This is a genomic window from Pseudomonas retamae (assembly GCF_043496865.1).
Classification (GTDB): Bacteria; Pseudomonadota; Gammaproteobacteria; order Pseudomonadales; family Pseudomonadaceae; genus Aquipseudomonas; species Aquipseudomonas retamae.
This window is the reverse complement of the sequence record NZ_JBIEIL010000006.1, coordinates 200,534-218,384: the sequence shown is the minus strand read 5'-3', so window position 1 is coordinate 218,384 and position 17,851 is coordinate 200,534. Positions and strand designations below refer to the sequence as shown.

The 17,851-nt window shown below is 59.2% G+C and carries 18 protein-coding genes; 9 read left to right on the top strand and 9 right to left on the bottom strand.

Going from position 1 to position 17,851, the window contains the following annotated elements:
- Window positions 1-44: 44 nt before the first annotated feature.
- Entirely contained in the window at window positions 45-1,601 is a 1,557-nt protein-coding gene (norR, locus tag ACGSLL_RS14355) for a nitric oxide reductase transcriptional regulator NorR (protein WP_394506798.1), read from the bottom strand.
- A gap of 161 nt (window positions 1,602-1,762) precedes the next feature.
- On the opposite strand from norR, the gene hmpA reads away from it, so the two are divergent.
- From hmpA to ACGSLL_RS14315, 8 genes are all read left to right on the top strand, one after another.
- Window positions 1,763-2,944 carry an NO-inducible flavohemoprotein gene (hmpA, locus tag ACGSLL_RS14350; RefSeq protein WP_394506796.1) on the top strand — a complete coding sequence of 394 codons (1,182 nt, stop codon included), beginning with the start codon at window positions 1,763-1,765 and terminating at the stop codon, window positions 2,942-2,944.
- A gap of 231 nt (window positions 2,945-3,175) precedes the next feature.
- Complete coding sequence (locus ACGSLL_RS14345; protein ID WP_093098526.1) at window positions 3,176-3,685, top strand: disulfide bond formation protein B; 510 nt, start codon at window positions 3,176-3,178, stop codon at window positions 3,683-3,685.
- 827 nt (window positions 3,686-4,512) lie between these two features.
- On the top strand, window positions 4,513-5,454 hold the full coding sequence (gene cyoA, locus ACGSLL_RS14340) for a ubiquinol oxidase subunit II (protein ID WP_090286083.1): 942 nt from the start codon (window positions 4,513-4,515) through the stop codon (window positions 5,452-5,454).
- Window positions 5,455-5,457: 3 nt separating this feature from the next.
- Window positions 5,458-7,488, top strand: a complete 2,031-nt coding sequence (gene cyoB, locus ACGSLL_RS14335; protein WP_103304511.1) for a cytochrome o ubiquinol oxidase subunit I — start codon at window positions 5,458-5,460, stop codon at window positions 7,486-7,488.
- Between the two features lie 3 nt (window positions 7,489-7,491).
- Complete coding sequence (cyoC, locus tag ACGSLL_RS14330; RefSeq protein ID WP_090286077.1) at window positions 7,492-8,115, top strand: cytochrome o ubiquinol oxidase subunit III; 624 nt, start codon at window positions 7,492-7,494, stop codon at window positions 8,113-8,115.
- Entirely contained in the window at window positions 8,115-8,450 is a 336-nt protein-coding gene (gene cyoD, locus ACGSLL_RS14325; protein WP_007916940.1) for a cytochrome o ubiquinol oxidase subunit IV, read from the top strand. Before cyoC ends, cyoD begins: the two co-directional genes overlap by 1 nt.
- A gap of 10 nt (window positions 8,451-8,460) precedes the next feature.
- On the top strand, window positions 8,461-9,348 hold the full coding sequence (cyoE, locus tag ACGSLL_RS14320; protein WP_090286075.1) for a heme o synthase: 888 nt from the start codon (window positions 8,461-8,463) through the stop codon (window positions 9,346-9,348).
- A 317-nt stretch (window positions 9,349-9,665) separates the two neighbouring features.
- Window positions 9,666-10,157 (top strand): RidA family protein, encoded by a 492-nt coding sequence (locus ACGSLL_RS14315; protein ID WP_394506791.1) that lies wholly within the window; start codon window positions 9,666-9,668, stop codon window positions 10,155-10,157.
- Between the two features lie 255 nt (window positions 10,158-10,412).
- Here the strand turns inward: ACGSLL_RS14315 and ACGSLL_RS14310 are convergent, their stop codons facing one another.
- The 3 genes from ACGSLL_RS14310 to ACGSLL_RS14300 all read right to left on the bottom strand — a co-directional run bounded on the left by ACGSLL_RS14310 (window position 10,413) and on the right by ACGSLL_RS14300 (window position 12,602).
- The gene (locus ACGSLL_RS14310; RefSeq protein WP_394506789.1) at window positions 10,413-11,114 is read right to left on the bottom strand and encodes a hypothetical protein; all 702 of its coding nucleotides are present in this window, start codon (window positions 11,112-11,114) and stop codon (window positions 10,413-10,415) included.
- Window positions 11,115-11,246: 132 nt separating this feature from the next.
- On the bottom strand, window positions 11,247-11,651 hold the full coding sequence (locus tag ACGSLL_RS14305; protein ID WP_394506787.1) for a GNAT family N-acetyltransferase: 405 nt from the start codon (window positions 11,649-11,651) through the stop codon (window positions 11,247-11,249).
- Window positions 11,652-11,666: 15 nt separating this feature from the next.
- Window positions 11,667-12,602: a LysR family transcriptional regulator gene (locus ACGSLL_RS14300; protein ID WP_394506785.1), complete on the bottom strand. Its 936-nt coding sequence runs from the start codon at window positions 12,600-12,602 to the stop codon at window positions 11,667-11,669.
- A gap of 102 nt (window positions 12,603-12,704) precedes the next feature.
- Between ACGSLL_RS14300 and ACGSLL_RS14295 the strand changes: the two genes are divergently transcribed.
- Window positions 12,705-13,892: an aspartate aminotransferase family protein gene (locus ACGSLL_RS14295; RefSeq protein ID WP_394506783.1), complete on the top strand. Its 1,188-nt coding sequence runs from the start codon at window positions 12,705-12,707 to the stop codon at window positions 13,890-13,892.
- Here the strand turns inward: ACGSLL_RS14295 and ACGSLL_RS14290 are convergent.
- From ACGSLL_RS14290 to ACGSLL_RS14270, 5 genes are all read right to left on the bottom strand, one after another.
- Entirely contained in the window at window positions 13,886-14,140 is a 255-nt protein-coding gene (locus ACGSLL_RS14290) for a Txe/YoeB family addiction module toxin (RefSeq protein WP_203419411.1), read from the bottom strand. The genes ACGSLL_RS14295 and ACGSLL_RS14290 overlap by 7 nt on opposite strands.
- Complete coding sequence (locus ACGSLL_RS14285; RefSeq protein ID WP_394506781.1) at window positions 14,137-14,391, bottom strand: type II toxin-antitoxin system prevent-host-death family antitoxin; 255 nt, start codon at window positions 14,389-14,391, stop codon at window positions 14,137-14,139. The genes ACGSLL_RS14290 and ACGSLL_RS14285 overlap by 4 nt, the downstream gene beginning before the upstream one ends.
- Window positions 14,392-14,619: 228 nt before the next feature.
- On the bottom strand, window positions 14,620-16,539 hold the full coding sequence (locus tag ACGSLL_RS14280) for an alkaline phosphatase D family protein (protein WP_394506779.1): 1,920 nt from the start codon (window positions 16,537-16,539) through the stop codon (window positions 14,620-14,622).
- 72 nt (window positions 16,540-16,611) lie between these two features.
- Window positions 16,612-17,349, bottom strand: coding sequence for a hypothetical protein (locus ACGSLL_RS14275; protein WP_394506777.1), 738 nt, complete (start codon window positions 17,347-17,349; stop codon window positions 16,612-16,614).
- Between the two features lie 98 nt (window positions 17,350-17,447).
- Entirely contained in the window at window positions 17,448-17,813 is a 366-nt protein-coding gene (locus ACGSLL_RS14270) for a hypothetical protein (protein WP_394506775.1), read from the bottom strand.
- Between the last annotated feature and the right edge of the window lie 38 nt (window positions 17,814-17,851).

Here is a 17,851-nt window from a genome sequence, read left to right as displayed (position 1 = left end):
AGTCCCCTCTCCCTCCGGGAGAGGGCTAGGGTGAGGGTGTGCTTTTAGCTCTTCATCCCTAATCGCTTGGCCATGCGCCCAAGGTTCGCCCGATCAACCCCCAACTCCCGCGCCGCACTCGCCCAATTATCCTGATTGCGCTCCAGCGCCGCGCTGATCAACTGGCGCTGAAACTGCTCGGTCGCGCTGCGCAGGTCGCCGCTGATCGAAGGCAATTCCCGCACGTCAACCTCCATCGCAACCGAGTTATCCACAACCTCACGCGGCAAATCCAGATCCGCCGCACTCAGGCTGAGAATCTTCGGCCGCACCTTGCAGTTGCCCAATGCCTTCAGCGCGCTGCGGCCGATCAGATGTTCCAGTTCACGTACGTTGCCCGGCCAGGTATAGGCGAGCAGCGCTTCCTGGGCGTCGCTGTTCAGGCGCAGGCTGTTGAGGCCCATGCGCGAGCGGTTCTGCTCAAGGAAAAAACCGCTGAGCAGCAACACGTCGCGCCCGCGGTCGCGCAGCGCCGGGACCCGCAGCGGGTAGACGCTGAGGCGATGATAGAAGTCGGCACGGTAGCGGCCGCTGCGCACTTCTTCGGCGAGGTCGCGGTTGGTTGCGGCGATCAGGCGCACGTCGACCTGATGTTCCTTGTCCGAGCCCAGGCGCTGCAACTGCCCGCTCTGCAACACCCGCAGCAATTTCGCCTGCACGGTCAGCGACAATTCGCCGACCTCGTCGAGAAACAGCGTGCCGCCATTGGCCAGTTCGAACTTGCCGCGGCGGTCGCTGGTGGCGCCGGTGAAGGCGCCGCGCACGTGGCCGAACAGCTCGCTTTCGACCAGCGTATCCGGCAGCGCGGCGCAGTTGAGGCTGATGATCGGCTTGTCGGCACGCGCCGAGGCGGCGTGAATTGCCTGCGCGACCAGCTCTTTGCCGACCCCGGTTTCGCCGGTGATCAACACGGTCAGATCGCTACCGCCGACCAGATTGATCTCCTCGACCAGGCGTTTATGCGCTTTACTCTGACCGATCATCTCGCGCTGCTGCTGACCGCTGGCCTGACGATAGACCTCGGCGCGCTGATGCTCGTCTTCGGCGCGATTGGCCAGCCGTTCGATGCGTTCGGCGGCGTTGACCGTGGCCGCGGCGAGGCTGGCGAAAGCTTGCAGGGCGTCGAGTTCGATCGGCTCGAAACGTTCGGGATCGAGCGCGTCGAGGGTGATCAGGCCCCAGAGTTTTTCATCGACGAATAACGGGCAGCCGAGACAGTCGTGCACTTGCAGATGATCGTCGAGGCCATCGACCAGTCCGTCATAAGGATCAGGCAGTTCGCTGTCGGCGGCGAAGCGCGTCGGCCCGGCACTGGCCAGCAGAATGTCGAAGCGCGGATGTTCGCTGACCTTGAAGCGGCGGCCGAGGGTGTCGGTGCTCAAGCCGTCGACGGCGAGCGGCACCAGCGATTCGCCGTCCAGGCGCAACAGCGCGGCGGCGTCGCAGGGCAACAGGGCGCGCATGGCTTCGAGCAGTCGCCGATAGCGTTCGCCTTCGGGCAGTTCGCGCGACAGATCGGCAACCAGGGGGAGCAATGCGGTGAGCAGGGATTTGGCAGTCATGGCGTGTAGTCAAATAGACCTGATGTAGTCGCAAAGACTATAAGTCGGCTTGGGTCGTTATGACTACATAAAACTTAATCCATTGATTCGTATCGAAAAAATATCTGGCACGGAAACTGATACTCCACAGATAACTTTCAATAGAGCCCAGGAGTCCCCTCATGCTTAGCGCTCAGGATCGTGCCATCGTCAAATCCACCGTGCCTCTGCTGGAAAGCGGCGGCGAAGCGTTGATCACCCACTTCTACCGCATGATGCTCTCCGAGTATCCCGAGGTGCGCCCGTTGTTTAACCAGGCCCACCAGGCCAGCGGCGATCAGCCGCGCGCACTGGCTAACGGCGTGTTGATGTACGCCCGCCACATTGATCAGCTCGATCAGTTGGGCGATCTGGTGGCGAAAATCATCAACAAGCACGTCGCCCTGCAGATTCTCCCGGAACACTATCCAATCGTTGGCACCTGCCTGCTGCGTGCGATTTCCGAAGTGCTCGGCGATGAAATCGCCACGCCGGAAGTGATGAGTGCCTGGGGCGCGGCGTACGGCCAGTTGGCGGACATCCTGATCGGCGCCGAAACCGCCATCTACGACCAGAAAGAGCAGGCGGTCGGCGGCTGGCGCGGGGCGCGAGAGTTCATCGTTGCGGCCAAGGTCGAGGAGAGTGCGGAGATCACTTCGTTCTACTTCGAACCGGCCGACAAGGGCCCGATTCTCGCCGCAGAACCCGGTCAGTACATCGGCATGAAGCTGATCCTCGACGGCGAAGAGATCCGCCGCAATTATTCGCTGTCGGCGCTGGCGAACAACGGGCAGTACCGCATCAGCGTCAAGCGCGAGCCGGGCGGCCGCGCCTCCAATCATTTGCATGATCAACTGCACGTCGGCGCGAGCATTCAGCTATTCCCGCCATCGGGCGAGTTCACCTTGTCGGCCAGCGACAAACCGCTGGTGCTGATCAGCGGCGGCGTCGGCATCACCCCGACCCTGGCGATGCTCGAAGCGGCGCTGCAAACCGAGCGGCCGGTGCATTTCATCCACTGCGCGCGCAATGGCAGCGTGCATGCCTTCCGCAACTGGATCGACGACCTCGCCGCGCGCCATCCGCAGCTCAAGCGTTTTTACTGCTATGCCGAGGATGACGGGGTGAGCCCAGCGGCGGACAAGGTCGGGATGTTGAGTCAGGAACAGTTGGGTGAGTGGTTGCCTGCGCAACGTGACGTCGACGCTTACTTCCTTGGGCCGAAAGGTTTCATGGGCGCGATCAAGCGCCATCTGAAAGCGCTGGGTGTGCCGGAGAAGCAGAGCCGTTATGAGTTCTTCGGACCGGCTTCTGCTCTGGAATGATCTGAAAACGAGTCGCCTGCATTCGCGAGCAGGCTCGCTCCCACAGGATTTGTGTTCGACGCAGATTCAGTGTGGGACCGAGCCTGCTCGCGAAGCTTTTTGTGCGGCGAAAATCCATGCACCTGTGGGTTAATGGTTCCTTAACCGCTCTATCGTTTATTGCCCCGGTGTAGACTTGCGGCGACTTTCAGCCGCAAGCCAGCTGAACCATGGACAAACAAGGGAAAGGCAATGAGCGAGGAAACGATTCGATTGGGCCGTGAGCGGCGCTTTCTGGTGCTGCTGGGCGTTATCTGCCTGGCGCTGATCGGTGGTGCCCTGTACATGCAGGTCGTGCTTGGCGAAGCGCCGTGCCCGCTGTGCATTCTGCAGCGTTATGCGTTGCTGCTGATCGCGCTGTTTGCGTTCATCGGCGCGGCCATGCGCAGCCGTCGCAGCATTACCGTGTTCGAAGCGTTGGTGGTGCTTTGTGCGCTTGCCGGCGCCGCGGTCGCCGGGCATCACGTGTACACGCAGTTCTACCCGGCGGTCAGTTGTGGCGTCGATGTGCTGCAGCCGATTGTTGATGATCTGCCGCTGGCGAAGATCTTCCCGCTGGGCTTCCAGGTCGACGGCTTCTGCTCGACGCCATACCCGCCGATCCTCGGTCTGTCGCTGGCGCAGTGGGCGCTGGTGGCGTTCGTGCTGGTGGTGATTCTAGTGCCGTTGCTGACCTCGCGTAATCGAAAAGCACTGCGCTGAATCAACTTTTCGCAAGCGTGGCCGATACACAAAATGCCCCGATTGGCGGTTCAGCCCATCGGGGCGTTGTACGTTTCAGAGTGAGGCTGAACTCATCCTGACGGACGGCAAGCGAGGGTGTGACAAGTGTGCGACATGTTGTCACACAGGGGGTGTCGCAGAGGCGCCCGCAGACTCCGATTGCGTCGTTGTTACAAAAAAGGATTGGTCGGTCCGACGGTTTTTTTGCTTTAGGACGTGAGTGCCAGAGCAGGCAGTTTTAACAGCTTCAGGCAGGTGGCCAGAAGCCTTGGGTTATCGGGCTTTGCGCCGTTCCGCTGTACGGAAAAAACCTTCGGAGCTGTCTGAACTGACGCGGCTGCGCTTACAGGTTTTGAGGTTTTTGTTGAGAACGGATTTCAACAACGCGCGGCACTTTTGCAAAAATGACGAGGGATTGTTGCTGTAGAAGATAAAAATTATTTCGGGATAAGACATGGTGTATAGGGCGCTACCTATCTACAATCGCCCGCACTGAATTCCCGGCGCTGTTCAGCCTTTATTAAGGAACTGATCAGAAGGTCGGGTGTCGAGCAGGCCGCGAGGCTTTCGAGACACCCAGGTGTCGGTGCCTTTCCAACTTTCCGCACCAAATGGAATTGGTCTGTAACAAGGCCTTTGACCACGAATTCGAATAAGAACTGAACGCTGTCCCAAGGTTTTGTCGAGCGTCTGACGCGCGACGGGCGGCCCTTATTCAATCCAAAGAAAATGCCAACCCTTGGCAGGGTGAAGTGTTGGCGATCAAAACCCAACTGCATTGCGCAAGCTGCTTTAGAGGTCGTGAGATGAGTAAAAACAGGTACCCCAGATTACTAGGCCTAGTGCCGCTGCTCGGCACGTTGTTGCTGGGAGGCTGCAACATGACCTTGCTCAATCCAACGGGCCAGGTTGGCCTGGAACAGCGAAACCTGATCATCACCGCGACCTTGCTGATGCTGTTGGTCGTGGTGCCGGTTATCGTCATGACCTTCCTGTTCGCCTGGAAATACCGCGCGTCGAACAAGAACGCCGTCTACACCCCGAAATGGTCGCACTCGACCAAGATCGAAGTGGCGGTCTGGACCATTCCTGTCCTGATCATCATCGCTCTGGGTTACATCACCTACATTTCCACCCACGAACTGGACCCGTATCGTCCGATCCAGTCCGACGTCAAGCCTGTGACCATCGAAGTGGTCGCGCTGGACTGGAAGTGGCTGTTCATCTACCCGGAACAAGGCATTGCCACGGTCAACAAGATCGTGTTCCCGGCGCACACGCCAATCAACTTCAAGATCACCTCTGACGCTGTGATGAACTCGTTCTTCATCCCGGGTCTGGGCGGCCAGATCTACGCGATGGCGGGCATGCAGACCAAGCTGCACCTGATCGCCGACCGCAACGCTGAAATGGACGGTATCTCCGCCAACTACAGCGGCGCCGGTTTCACCGGTATGAAATTCAAGGCTATCTCCACCACTCAGGAAGATTTCGACGCCTGGGTAAGTGAAGTCAAGAAGTCACCTAAACAGCTTGATCAAGCTGAGTACGCGGCCCTTGCCAAACCGAGCCAGAACAACCCAGTCGAGCTCTACTCGTCGGTCACGCCGAACCAGTTCCAGATCATCGTCGACAAGTACGAAGGTATGAAGCCGGGCAAGCCGCTGAAGCACGAGAAGAAAGAGAAAGAAGTGGCGGCCACGGATATTGACGCGGGTTCGCATTCAGCTGCCGGGGCAGAGGAGTAAACGATGTTTGGTAAATTAAGTTGGGAAGCAGTCCCATTCCACGAGCCGATCGTGATGGTGACCATCGCCATGATCGCCCTCGGTGGTCTGGCGCTGTTCGCTGCGATCACTTACTTCAAGAAGTGGACGTACCTGTGGACCGAGTGGCTGACGTCGGTCGACCACAAGAAAATCGGCGTGATGTACATCATCGTCGCCATGGTCATGCTGCTGCGCGGTTTTGCCGACGCGATCATGATGCGTACCCAGTTGGCCATGGCCACCGAGGGTTCGCCTGGCTACCTGCCACCTGAACACTATGACCAGATCTTCACCGCTCACGGTGTGATCATGATCATCTTCATGGCGATGCCATTCTTCACCGGCCTGATGAACCTTGCAGTGCCGCTGCAGATCGGCGCGCGTGACGTGGCGTTCCCGTTCCTGAACTCCCTGAGCTTCTGGCTGCTGGTGTCCGGCGTTGTGCTGATCAACCTGTCGCTGGGCGTCGGCGAATTCGCCAAGACCGGTTGGGTCGCCTATCCACCGCTGTCGGGTCTGCAATACAGCCCTGGCGTGGGGATGGACTACTACATCTGGGCGCTGCAGCTGTCCGGATTGGGTACGACGCTAACGGGGGTCAACTTCCTCGCGACCGTACTGAAAATGCGTACCCCTGGCATGAAACTGATGGACATGCCGATCTTCACCTGGACCTGCACCTGGGCCAACGTTCTGATCGTGGCTTCGTTCCCGATCCTGACCGCGACCCTGGCACTGCTGACCCTTGACCGTTACATGGATTTCCACATTTTCACCAATGAACTTGGTGGCAATCCAATGATGTACGTCAACCTGTTCTGGGCCTGGGGCCACCCTGAGGTTTACATCCTGATCCTGCCGGCCTTCGGCATCTTCTCGGAAGTGATCTCGGCCTTCACCGGCAAGAAACTGTTCGGCCACCACTCGATGATCTACGCTTCGGGCGCGATCTCGGTACTGGGCTTCATGGTCTGGCTGCACCACTTCTTCACCATGGGTTCGGGTGCGAGCGTCAACGCCTTCTTCGGTCTGGCGACGATGCTGATTTCCATCCCGACGGGTGTGAAACTGTTCAACTGGCTGTTCACCATCTACCAGGGCCGTCTGCGTTTCACCAGCCAGGTGATGTGGACCCTGGGCTTCATGGTGACCTTCGCCATCGGCGGCATGACCGGCGTACTGCTGGCCATCCCGGGTGCTGACTTCGTGCTGCACAACAGCCTGTTCGTGATCGCGCACTTCCACAACGTGATCATCGGCGGTGCGGTATTCGGTTACATCGCTGGTTTCGCGTTCTACTTCCCGAAAGCGTTCGGCTTCAAGCTGCACGAAGGCTGGGGTAAAGCAGCGTTCTGGTTCTGGATCTCGGGCTTCTTCGTCGCGTTCATGCCGCTCTATGCACTGGGCTTCATGGGCATGACCCGTCGTCTGAACGCCACCACCAACCCTGAGTGGGTACCGTACCTGTACGTTGCCATGTTCGGTGCGGTGATGATCGCTGTCGGTATCGCCTGCCAACTGATCCAGCTGTACGTCAGTGTGCGTGACCGCAACAAGCCAGAGAACGTTTGCGATCACGGTGACCCGTGGAATGCACACACCCTGGAATGGTCGACCTCGTCGCCACCACCGTTCTACAACTTTGCTGTGCTGCCTAAGGCTGACTGCATCGACCCGTTCACTGAAGCCAAGGAAAACGGTACTGCGTACCAGCGTCCGGCCAAGTACGAGCCGATCCACATGCCGAACAACACCGCCACTGGCGTGGTGATGGGCGCACTGTTGACCGTCTTCGGTTTCGCGATGATCTGGCACATCTGGTGGTTGGCGATCGCCAGCCTGGCCGGCACCGTCATCTACTTCGTGATCCACGCTGCACGTGACGACCAGGGCTATATGGTTCCGGTTGAAACGATCGAGCGTATCGAAGCCGAGCAGCACAAGCGTCTGGTCGCGGCAGGGAAAATCCCGGCCGGTGCCACCCGTGTTGAAACCTCGTTGGAACAGGCTTAAACCATGTCGAACTTAGTGACCAATGTTGGACACGCCCATGGTGACCATGGGCACGATGACCATCACCACGACTCGGGCGAGATGACCGTATACGGTTTCTGGCTCTACCTGATGACCGACTGCATTCTGTTTGCGTCGATCTTCGCGGTGTACGCAGTACTGGTAAACAACGTTGCCGGTGGCCCGTCGGGCCACGACATCTTCGAACTGCCTTACGTGCTGGGCGAAACCGCTCTGCTGTTGTTCAGTTCGATCACCTACGGCTTCGCCATGCTGGCGTTGTACAAAGGCAAGAAGCAGGCGGTCCTGGGCTGGTTGTTCATGACCTTCCTGCTCGGCGCGGGCTTTATCGCCATGGAGATCAACGAGTTCCACCTGCTGATCTCCGAGGGCTTCGGTCCTAGCCGTTCGGGCTTCCTGTCGGCGTTCTTCACCCTGGTCGGTACTCACGGTCTGCACGTTTCGGCCGGTCTGATCTGGATGGGCGTGATGATGTACCAGGTCAACAAGCACGGCCTGACGGCGACCAACAAGACCCGTCTGAGCTGCCTGAGCCTGTTCTGGCACTTCCTGGACGTGGTGTGGATCTGCGTATTCACCGTTGTTTACCTGATGGGGACTCTGTAATGGCTAATGCACACTCCCATGACAGCCATGATGCTGGCCACGGCAGCGTTAAGTCGTACGCCATCGGCTTCATCCTGTCGGTGATCCTGACCGTCATCCCGTTCGGCCTGGTGATGTACCCGAGCCTGCCGAAGGCGACGACGCTGGCAATCGTGCTGTTGTTCGCAGTGATCCAGGTGATCGTTCACCTGTATTACTTCCTGCACCTGGACCGTTCCATTGCTCAGCGCAACAACGTGATCGCCTTCGTCTTCACGGCGATTGTGATCGTGCTGCTGGTTGGCCTGTCGCTGTGGATCATGTTCAGCATCCACACGTACATGATGGCGAAGTGAGGTAGACCCGATGTCGCTCAAGCACTTTATCCAAATCACCAAACCGGGGATCATTTTCGGTAACGTGCTTTCTGTGGCAGGCGGGTTCTTCCTGGCCTCGAAAGGGCATGTCGATCTGGCGGTGTTTCTGGCCGCCATGATCGGTACTTCCCTCGTCGTGGCCTCCGGTTGCGTGTTCAACAACTGCATCGACCGCGACATCGACCTGAAGATGGAACGCACCAAGAACCGCGTGCTGGTCCAGGGCTTGATCTCCCTGAAACTGGCACTGGTGTACGCGACCATTCTGGGTGTTCTCGGCGTTGCCTTGTTGTACAAGGTGGCCAACCCGTTGGCTGCCTTGTTCGCAGTAATCGGCTTCATCATCTACGTCGGCTTCTACAGCCTGTACCTCAAGCGCAAGTCGGTTCACGGCACGCTGGTGGGCAGTCTGTCGGGCGCCATGCCGCCAGTGATCGGTTACGTCGCCGTAACCAACAGCTTCGACATGGCCGCGCTGACCCTGCTGGTGATGTTCAGCCTGTGGCAGATGCCGCATTCCTACGCCATCGCGATTTTCCGCTTCAACGATTACCTGGCCGCCTCGATTCCGGTGCTGCCAGTGAAGCGCGGGATTCAAGTGGCGAAGAAGCACATCCTGCTCTACATCCTGGCGTTCCTCGTAGCGACCCTGATGCTGACCTTCAGCGGCTACGCCGGCATGAGCTACCTCGCCGTCGCCGCGGCCATGGGCATGTACTGGCTGTACATGGCCTGGACCGGCTACAAGGCAGTCGATGACACGGTCTGGGCACGCAAGCTGTTCGTGTTCTCGATCTTCACCATCACCGCGCTGAGCGTCATGATGTCCCTGGACTTCAAGGTGCCAAGCGAGCTGCTGCTGACGTACGCGCCGTAAGGTTTACAGGCTTCACGAAAAACCCCGCACATTGAGAGATGTGCGGGGTTTTTTGTTGGCTGCATTATGCTGGTTCGAGGTGGCACCATTCGCGAGCAGGCTCGCTTGCATGTTTAGACTTGAAGGGGTGGCGACGCAGAACAAATGTGGGAGCGAGCCTGCTCGCGAATATCCCTGCCACTGAATTCCATCAGAGGTTTGCGGTTGCGGGCTCTCGGTAAAAGACCTAGATTTGGATCCAACCATGACAGTGATAGCTCCATACATTTTCCGGTGCCCAACTGTCTCAACCTGCACCGATCAAAAGGCTGGGCGCAATGACCGAACGGATGACCTGCGATGAGCGTTTTATCGCCCTGGCCGAAGAACTGAACTACGACATCTATGGCGAGAACACCGCCGGTGGCAATTACGCGCCGCTGATTCGGCATCACGATGAGCTATACATCAGCGGGATGGTGCCGCGGGTCAGTGGCAAGATTCTCTATCCGGGTCGGGTCGGGCTGGAGTTGACCCTCAAGGACGCGCAAGCCGCTGCGAGCATCAGCGCCATGCGTTGCCTGGCGCTGATCGTCGATGCGGTGGGGTCGCTGGACAAGATCCGCGCGTTGTTGCGGGTCACGGTGTATGTGAAGTCGACGGCTGATTTCGTCGACCTGAGCGAAGTGGCGAACGGAGCTTCGGATGTGTTCAGCCATGTGCTGGGCGATGCCGGGCGGCATACGCGCACCACCATTGGCGTGTATCAGTTGCCGAAGAATGCGGCGATTGAAGTGGACATGATTGCGGCGCTGCATGCTTCGGCTTGAGATCTGTGGCGCCTGTTTCCCTCACCCTAACCCTCTCCCGGAGGGAGAGGGGACTGACCGAGTCGTTCTCTGAACCTGCGTCAACTTGAGATGTTCAGTGAACGCGGCTTGTTGAACCTACACAATTTAGCTCCCTCTCCCTCGGGAGAGGGCTGGGGTGAGGGGCTACAATCCAAGTAACACCGCCAATCCCCAGCCGAAAAAAAGCCCCGCCTGATCACTCAGCACGGGGCTTCTTCACAAGCACTCTGCGGCTTACTGCGCCGCGATGCTGTACCCCTCAAACGCCGTCTTCTGCTGCAACGCAGTAATGATGTTCTTGCGGTTCACAGCCTGTTCCGTCCCGGCGTTATCCAGGAAGGTTTCGCTTTCCAGCTCGGCTTCATCGCCTTCACCGACGAAGGTGAAACCAAGGAACTCCAACGCTTCACGATCCACATTCAGACGCGAACGCGGCGTGCGCAGCGGCAGGGTCACGCTGGCGCCGTCCTTGCTGATGGTGAAGATTTCGACTTCTTTCTTCTTCGCAGCCTTGCCCTTGCCGCCGCCCGGATTGCTGATCGCCTGGTGGGTCTGGTTCAGCACTTTCAGCGCGAGGCCATAAACGATTTCCTGAAACGCCGGATCGTCCTTGAAGCTGGACAGAATGCGCCCGATCGAAAACTTGCTGCTCAGGTCTTCCAGCGCGGCGAGGTCCGCAGCCTCGGCGTCTTTCAGCGCTTTGAGTTCGCCCATCAGTTCGTAGGCCTTGTCGTCATCGAAGCTGTCGTGAGCCTGACGAATCGCGGCACGCAGTTCGCGGATCTGGTCGCTCTCGCGGGTCGACTGGAACGCGTCGAGGACCATCTCGCTGATGATTTTGGCTTGTGGCAGATGTTGTGAAAGATTGATGGAGTTTTCGTATTCCGCTTTGGACGACTGGGTGACTACGGATTCAGCGGTGTTGAAATCGGACATTGAAATTTCACTACTTTTAACTTGAATGGAGACGAACAAGCCCAGGGCTTTTTCAGGCCGACTAATTTAGGGGAGCGGGGCGACGTTGTCACGGAGCAACGGGCTGGTGGTCGGGTTTTTTCCCTGCCATCGTTATTTCAGGCGCGGACGTTCCATGGCAATCACCGAAGTTTCGAAGCCGAGGCTGGCGAAAAAGGCTTCCGCGCCCTCGCGTCCCGCACGCAGTACCCAGGTGATGTCAGGGTTGTTGCCCATCAGATGCTCAACCAGCGCCCGGCCAATGCCCTGGCGTTGATGCTGAGCATCAACCACCACCATCGACAGGTAGCCATTGGAGATTTCGTCAGTGATGCCGCGGGCGAAGCCGACGATCTGATCGTCGAGCAGGGCGATGGCACTGCGTTGCGAATTGCCGATCAAGCGAGCGAACGACTCGGCATCGCCGGTGCGATGGCGCCAGCCATGTTTGCCGAGAAACAGCCGTGCCGACTCTGTTTCATCGGGACGCAAGTTGCGAACGTTGAGCGTGGTCTGCATGGATTAAAGTCCTTTTCAGCTTTCGATTGTTGAGCGCCCTGCGTCAGGTTTCCCCCACGTGCGCATCGCAAATTCGACGAACCTTCTCAGCTTCGGCAAACGATAACGGTCCGGCGCATACAGCAAATGCATCGGCCGACTCGGTGGCGGGTAATCGGCGACCACCTTGACCAGTTTGCCTTCGCGCAGGTCCTGTTCGACCAGTGCATCGGGCAGCATCATGATGCCCATGCCGTTGCGCGCGGCCTGGTGCAGACCGGCGGAACTGTTGATCAGCAGCGGCCCGCTCACGTCGACGAGGACTTCGCCCTCCGGGCCGCTGAGGCGCCAGCGTTTTTCCACTGATTGCCAGTCATCCCCGGCAGGGTAGGCGAAGGACAGGCAGTCGTGTTGCTGCAAGTCCTGTGGCGTGTGCGGCATGCCGCGTCTCGCGATGTAATCCGGCGAGGCGCAGACCGTCAGGGTGTAGTCGATCAAGGGGCGGGCGATCAGGTTGGAAGACTCATCGAAACTGCCCAGCCGAAACGCGACATCGAGGCCATTCTCCAGCAGGTCCGGGCGGCCGTTGGTCAGTACCACGTCCAGTTTCACTTGCGGATACAGCAGGGCGTATTCGCTGAGCGCCGGGGTCAGGCGTTCGACGCCAAAGGTCAGCGGCGCGGCAATGCGCAGCAAGCCGCGTGGCTCGTCGAGCGCCTGTTCGGCAAGGCGCTCGGAGTCGGCGACCAGACCGAGCACGTCCAGGCAGCGCTGGTAGTAAACGCTGCCGAACTCGGTGAGCCGCTGGCGGCGGGTGGTGCGCTGCAGCAATTGCACGCCGAGCCGTTGCTCCAGCGCACGCAGATGATTGCCGACCATGGTCGTCGACATGTCGCTCTGCAAAGCGGCCGCGGTCATGCTCCCGCCTTCGACGACTTTGACGTACACGCTCATCGACTGGAACAAATCCATTATCAAGCCCGGCTTTTAAATGATTGAAGTTTTTCCGAGTTTATCCAGCTCAGGTGGCTAACCATACTGCAAAAACACCGACCTGCAATGGAGTTTCACGTCATGACCGCCGCGCTGATGAACACCTATCAACCACTGGCCCTGAGCTTCACCAAAGGCCTGGGCACTCGCCTGTGGGATCAGGCCGGTCGTGAATATCTGGATGCGGTGGCTGGGGTGGCGGTGACCAACGTCGGCCACTCGCATCCGCGCATTGTCGCGGCGATCAGCGAACAGGCGGGATTGCTGCTGCACACCTCCAACCTGTACAGCATCGATTGGCAGCAACAGCTGGCCAGACGCCTGACCCGGTTGGCCGGCATGGAGCGCGCGTTCTTCAACAACTCTGGTGCCGAAGCCAATGAAACCGCGCTGAAACTCGCGCGTTTGTATGGCTGGCGCAAGGGGATCGAACAGCCGCTGGTGGTGGTCATGGCCAATGCGTTTCATGGCCGCACCCTCGGCACCTTGTCGGCCAGCGACGGCCCGGCGGTGCGCCTGGGCTTCAACGAACTGCCGGGGGATTTCGTCAAAGTGCCGTTCGGCGATCTCGCCGCGCTGGAGCAGGTGCAGCGCCTACACGGCGAGCGCATCGTGGCGATTCTGGTCGAGCCGATTCAGGGCGAAAGCGGCGTGCAGGTCGCGCCGCCCGGTTATCTCAAAGCTCTGCGCGATCAATGCAATCGCCACGCGTGGCTGCTGATGCTCGATGAAATCCAGACCGGCATGGGCCGCACCGGGCAGTGGTTCGCCTTCCAACACGAAGGCATCGTTCCCGACGTCATGACCCTGGCCAAAGGCCTCGGCAATGGCGTGCCGATCGGCGCATGCCTGGCACGTGGCCGCGCGGCCGACCTGTTCACCCCCGGCAGCCACGGCAGCACCTTCGGCGGCAACCCGCTGGCCTGCCGGGTCGCCTGCACCGTGCTGGACATCATCGAAGAGCAAGGTTTGCTGGACAACGCGCGGGTACAAGGCGAGCGCCTGTTGACCCGGTTACGCGCAGAGCTTGCCGACAACCCCAATGTGCTGGCGATTCGCGGACAGGGACTGATGATCGGCATAGAGCTGAAACAACCGGTGCGCGACCTGACCCTGATTGCCGCACGGGATCATGGCTTGTTGATCAACGTCACCCGCGGCAAGACGATACGGCTGCTGCCACCGTTGACGATTGATGAACGGGAGGTGGGGATGATTGTCAGAGGGGTTGGGCGAGCACTGAATAGTGATTTAGCGCCTGCTCAATAGTGGTATCTACAACTGATGACGCACACCTCGCCGTCCTCAATCATGTAAACCAGACGATGCTCCGCAGTTATCCGGCGAGACCAGAGGCCGCTCATGTTGTGCTTGAGCGCCTCTGGCTTTCCGACGCCCTCAAATGGTTCGCGCTTGATCGCTTTGATCAGGAGATTGATGCGCTTGAGTCCGGCCTTGTCGTTCTGTTGAAACCACAAATAGTCTTCCCAGCCTGTGGGCGTGAACTGGATTTTCATTCTTCAATCAGTTGCCTGGCTTCGGCTTTGCCGGCACGCAGCTCGTTGATGGACTTCATCAAGCGCTCGGCGTTGGCAGGTGAGCGCAGCAAATAGGCTGTTTCTTCTAGCGCGTTGTAATCGGACAGGGACATCATCACAACAGGTTCCCCTTTCTGCCGGGTAACCAGTAGAGGCGCACGGTCTTCATTGACACGGTCCATCGTCTCGGCCAAGTGCGCACGGGCGGTTGTGTAGTTGATGGTTTGCATAGTGAAGTCCTCGCTGGATGCAGAGAACGTACAGAAATGAGTACAGGATGACAAGGCGATACCTACCAGTGGTTGTTTCGCAGAAGGGCTTTGCGACTGCATTCAGTATCGCTCAGTATTTATCGAGACGTTTCTGAGAAGCCTGTAATCCTTCTCTGCCGTGCCTGTCGTGCGAAGCCCTCGTCTTGTCGTTCCGCGGCCTACTCGCTGTAGGAAATAGATAAGGCGTCAAGCCAAATCGTCCCCTAACTCCGGCGCCAACATTCGCGTCTTCACCGCCCCATTCGAATTGTGCTGAAAAATCTCGCTCGGCTGCCCCTGTTCATTGAAAAACACCTGGCCGATCCCCGCCGAATTCCACAACCGTTCCCCGGCCTCGGCATGTTCGGGCGTGTACGGCACGATGCGCATCTGCCGGCGCTTGGTGAACCAGTTCAACGGCGAGCGCGGCGAGTAGAGCCAGCGGTTGAGGCGGTCGAACCATTCCAGCAGGGTCGGCGGGAATTCGTTCTTGATGCCGCTGCTGGTGATCTGCCAGATGCGTGGGCCGGCCTTGCGATGGCGGATCAGTACTTCGTAGACGAACGAATAATGCACATCACCTGACAGCACCACGTAGTTACCCGGTGTGCGCGAGTGGCGGAAAATGTTCAGGATCACTTGCGCGGCGCCGCGATGGGCCATCCAGTTTTCCGCATCGACCAACAGCGGATAACCGCACCAGCTGAAGACCTTTTGCACAGTCTCGATGAGCTTCACGCCAAAGATCGGTGCCGGGGAAACGATGATCGCCGACGGGTGATCGAGCAATTCCTGCTGCAGTTCGCTCAGCGCTTCCCAATCGAGCAAACCCGAAGGTTGCTTGAGCGCCATTTCACTGCGCCAGCGTCGCGTGCGCGTGTCGATTACTACCAGTGCCGGGCTGCTCGGCAGAACGAAGTGCCACTGCTGAAAGCGCAGCAACTGATCAATCAAATCGTCCTGCACTGGTTGGTCAAGGTAACCGTCATCACCGCTGGCGCTCAGCTGTCGGGTCTTGGCCAATACGTCCTTGAACGCATCGGGATTGTTGCCCCAGCCTTGGCACAACAGATAAGCGATCAGCGCATTGCCGATGATGCGCTTGGAAAACGGATGGCCGTAGGCGGTTTCTTCCCACTGCGCGGACAGGTTCCAGTCATCGGTGATGTCGTGGTCGTCGAAAATCATCAGACTCGGCAGATGCGCCAGTGCCCGGGCGACGTTGCCCAGGCCGGCCTTGAAGGCATCAATGCGCGTCTGTTCGAGGCGGTAGCGCTTCAGGCGCGGCGGCGTCAGCGTCGGTGCCTGCGGATTGATCAGCGACCACGGCGTCGGCGACCACACCAGCAGGTACATCGCCATGACTTCGGCGAAGGTCACCAGATGATTGTCGGCGCTGCTGCTGGTGAAAATCGGCTTACGCGCACCGCCGAAAAATCGCTCGCGCAACGTCTCGTTGCTCTCCAGCGCCGGTAACAAATCCGCGCGGTGATAGTAGCTGGCCGGGTGTTCGTAAAGCTTGGCGCTGTCGCTGACCACCGCGCCTTCGAGGTGCTCGTCGAACAGGCCGAGCCGTTCGATCAACGCATGAATCGCCCGCAGCATCGGCCCGGCGACATCGTCGGCGTAGACCTGATCGCCGCTCATCATCAGCAGCGCCGGGCGTTGCTGCGGATCGGTTTCCTCAGCCAGCAACTGATCAACGCAAAGCAGACCATCGGTGGCCGCGTGATGCGGCTTGCGACAGGAACCATGCAGCAACTGATCGATCCGAGCGCGCAGGACGAAATTCGGGCTCGTCGCCTCGCCATACAGCAGATGCGGCGCCCAGTCGGCAACACCCGCGGTGTCATCAATCAGCAGGTCATAGTCGATACGCGTATCGCAGGGCAGGGCGCTGTCGAGGGCAACATCAATCAGGTGAACAAACGCGTGACGGCCTACGGGAATGACCGTGCATTTCCCGGCATCGAGGGGAATGTCTCCTACACCTTGCAGGCGCAAGGTCAACGCCAGTTCACGGCTGCCGACCAGCCACATGACTAACCGCGTTGGCTGCAGACGGCGCAACAGCGGGCCGGCCAGCACCGGCGGCAGCAAGGAGGGATCGGTCAGGTGTCGAGACATCGAAGGGCAAAGCTCAAGGCGCACAGGCTGGCGATGATAACGCAGCCGGCGCCTTGAGCGCTTAAGCGAGGCTTAAGAGGCGGCTTTTTGTACTTTCAGCGCCAGCAAGCGCCATTCGCCAGCCGTCGCGTCAACCCGTGGCTGCTCTTGCACAGAGCAATCGAAACGGTAGGTGACATCGTCGCCATTCATGTTGCGCGCGGTGACGCTGTTGCTGAAGGTGTAAACCTGGTTCTTGAAGCGATGGCTGACCAGCGCTTTGCTATCGGCAAAACGCGCCGAAGCGGGATAGCGCAGGGTGCTGGTCACGAACGGGCTGCACATCACATAGGCGATCATCGACTTGTCGGCCTGTTCGTCGCCGCGCAATTTCTTGTTCAGCGCGGCCAGGGCCATGCGACCCTCATAGTCGCTTTGATTGAGCACCGTCTGCACCGCCATGGTTTTTGGCGCCCGGCTGGCGTAGTTCGGCAACAACGCCGAGTCGGCAGGGGACGGCGCGTCGTCCGGCTCGATGGCCGCAAAAGCCGGCGCATCTTTCAACTCGGTGGCGGGCGTGACCGCCTCGGCTTCAGGCAGCACGGAGGTCGGCTCGACGTTTTGCGCCACGACGCTCTCGGGCTGCTCGTCTTTATACGCAGAAGGAAACAGCGACAGCGTGATCGACAACACCACCAACCCGACAATGAAACCGCCCGCCGCGCCAACGATGTTGCTGTAGAAAATATTCCAGCTACCGCGGTTCTTCACCACCCAGCGCCACATCAAACCCCAGACCGCGACAAACGCCAGAAAACGCAGAAACTCCATTTGATCCTTTCCCTTGAACCTTCATAACCTGAAACGGCACTCATCGACGGTGTGTGCCAAGATGGCCGGCAAGATAGCAAAATAGGTGCGCCGTCCGGTTACGGTTGCGGAAAATAATTCGCCGCCAGAAACACCAGAGTGACCATCCCCACAGCGAAACCACAGCCCCCCGCGAGCAGTTGCCGGGCAACCGGATGCGCTGGCTGTCGCCGCTTGGCCATCCACAACCACACCCCCGCGAGGACGCCGGCGCTGGTCATGAAACTCACCAGGCTGCCATGCAGTCCCGGCGTTGCCATGGTAGTGCCGAACAGCCCGTCATAAATCAGCGTGAAGACAATGCCCGCCACCACGGCACTGCCAGCCCCGGCAAGGTTCGCCAGCAGCAGATTCCAGTTCCCACGCTGCCGCACGACCCAAAACCACATGGCAGCCATGACCCCTGCACACAACAAAGCATCCATCGAATTTTCCTTCTTTCCACGAGACAGAGAGACGACGA

Coding starts and splice junctions, on each gene's coding strand:
- norR (WP_394506798.1), bottom strand. CDS start 1,601: ATGACTGCCAAATCCCTGCTCACCGCATTGCTCCCCCTGGTTGCCGAT.
- hmpA (WP_394506796.1), top strand. CDS start 1,763: ATGCTTAGCGCTCAGGATCGTGCCATCGTCAAATCCACCGTGCCTCTG.
- ACGSLL_RS14345 (WP_093098526.1), top strand. CDS start 3,176: ATGAGCGAGGAAACGATTCGATTGGGCCGTGAGCGGCGCTTTCTGGTG.
- cyoA (WP_090286083.1), top strand. CDS start 4,513: ATGAGTAAAAACAGGTACCCCAGATTACTAGGCCTAGTGCCGCTGCTC.
- cyoB (WP_103304511.1), top strand. CDS start 5,458: ATGTTTGGTAAATTAAGTTGGGAAGCAGTCCCATTCCACGAGCCGATC.
- cyoC (WP_090286077.1), top strand. CDS start 7,492: ATGTCGAACTTAGTGACCAATGTTGGACACGCCCATGGTGACCATGGG.
- cyoD (WP_007916940.1), top strand. CDS start 8,115: ATGGCTAATGCACACTCCCATGACAGCCATGATGCTGGCCACGGCAGC.
- cyoE (WP_090286075.1), top strand. CDS start 8,461: ATGTCGCTCAAGCACTTTATCCAAATCACCAAACCGGGGATCATTTTC.
- ACGSLL_RS14315 (WP_394506791.1), top strand. CDS start 9,666: ATGACCGAACGGATGACCTGCGATGAGCGTTTTATCGCCCTGGCCGAA.
- ACGSLL_RS14310 (WP_394506789.1), bottom strand. CDS start 11,114: ATGTCCGATTTCAACACCGCTGAATCCGTAGTCACCCAGTCGTCCAAA.
- ACGSLL_RS14305 (WP_394506787.1), bottom strand. CDS start 11,651: ATGCAGACCACGCTCAACGTTCGCAACTTGCGTCCCGATGAAACAGAG.
- ACGSLL_RS14300 (WP_394506785.1), bottom strand. CDS start 12,602: ATGGATTTGTTCCAGTCGATGAGCGTGTACGTCAAAGTCGTCGAAGGC.
- ACGSLL_RS14295 (WP_394506783.1), top strand. CDS start 12,705: ATGACCGCCGCGCTGATGAACACCTATCAACCACTGGCCCTGAGCTTC.
- ACGSLL_RS14290 (WP_203419411.1), bottom strand. CDS start 14,140: ATGAAAATCCAGTTCACGCCCACAGGCTGGGAAGACTATTTGTGGTTT.
- ACGSLL_RS14285 (WP_394506781.1), bottom strand. CDS start 14,391: ATGCAAACCATCAACTACACAACCGCCCGTGCGCACTTGGCCGAGACG.
- ACGSLL_RS14280 (WP_394506779.1), bottom strand. CDS start 16,539: ATGTCTCGACACCTGACCGATCCCTCCTTGCTGCCGCCGGTGCTGGCC.
- ACGSLL_RS14275 (WP_394506777.1), bottom strand. CDS start 17,349: ATGGAGTTTCTGCGTTTTCTGGCGTTTGTCGCGGTCTGGGGTTTGATG.
- ACGSLL_RS14270 (WP_394506775.1), bottom strand. CDS start 17,813: ATGGATGCTTTGTTGTGTGCAGGGGTCATGGCTGCCATGTGGTTTTGG.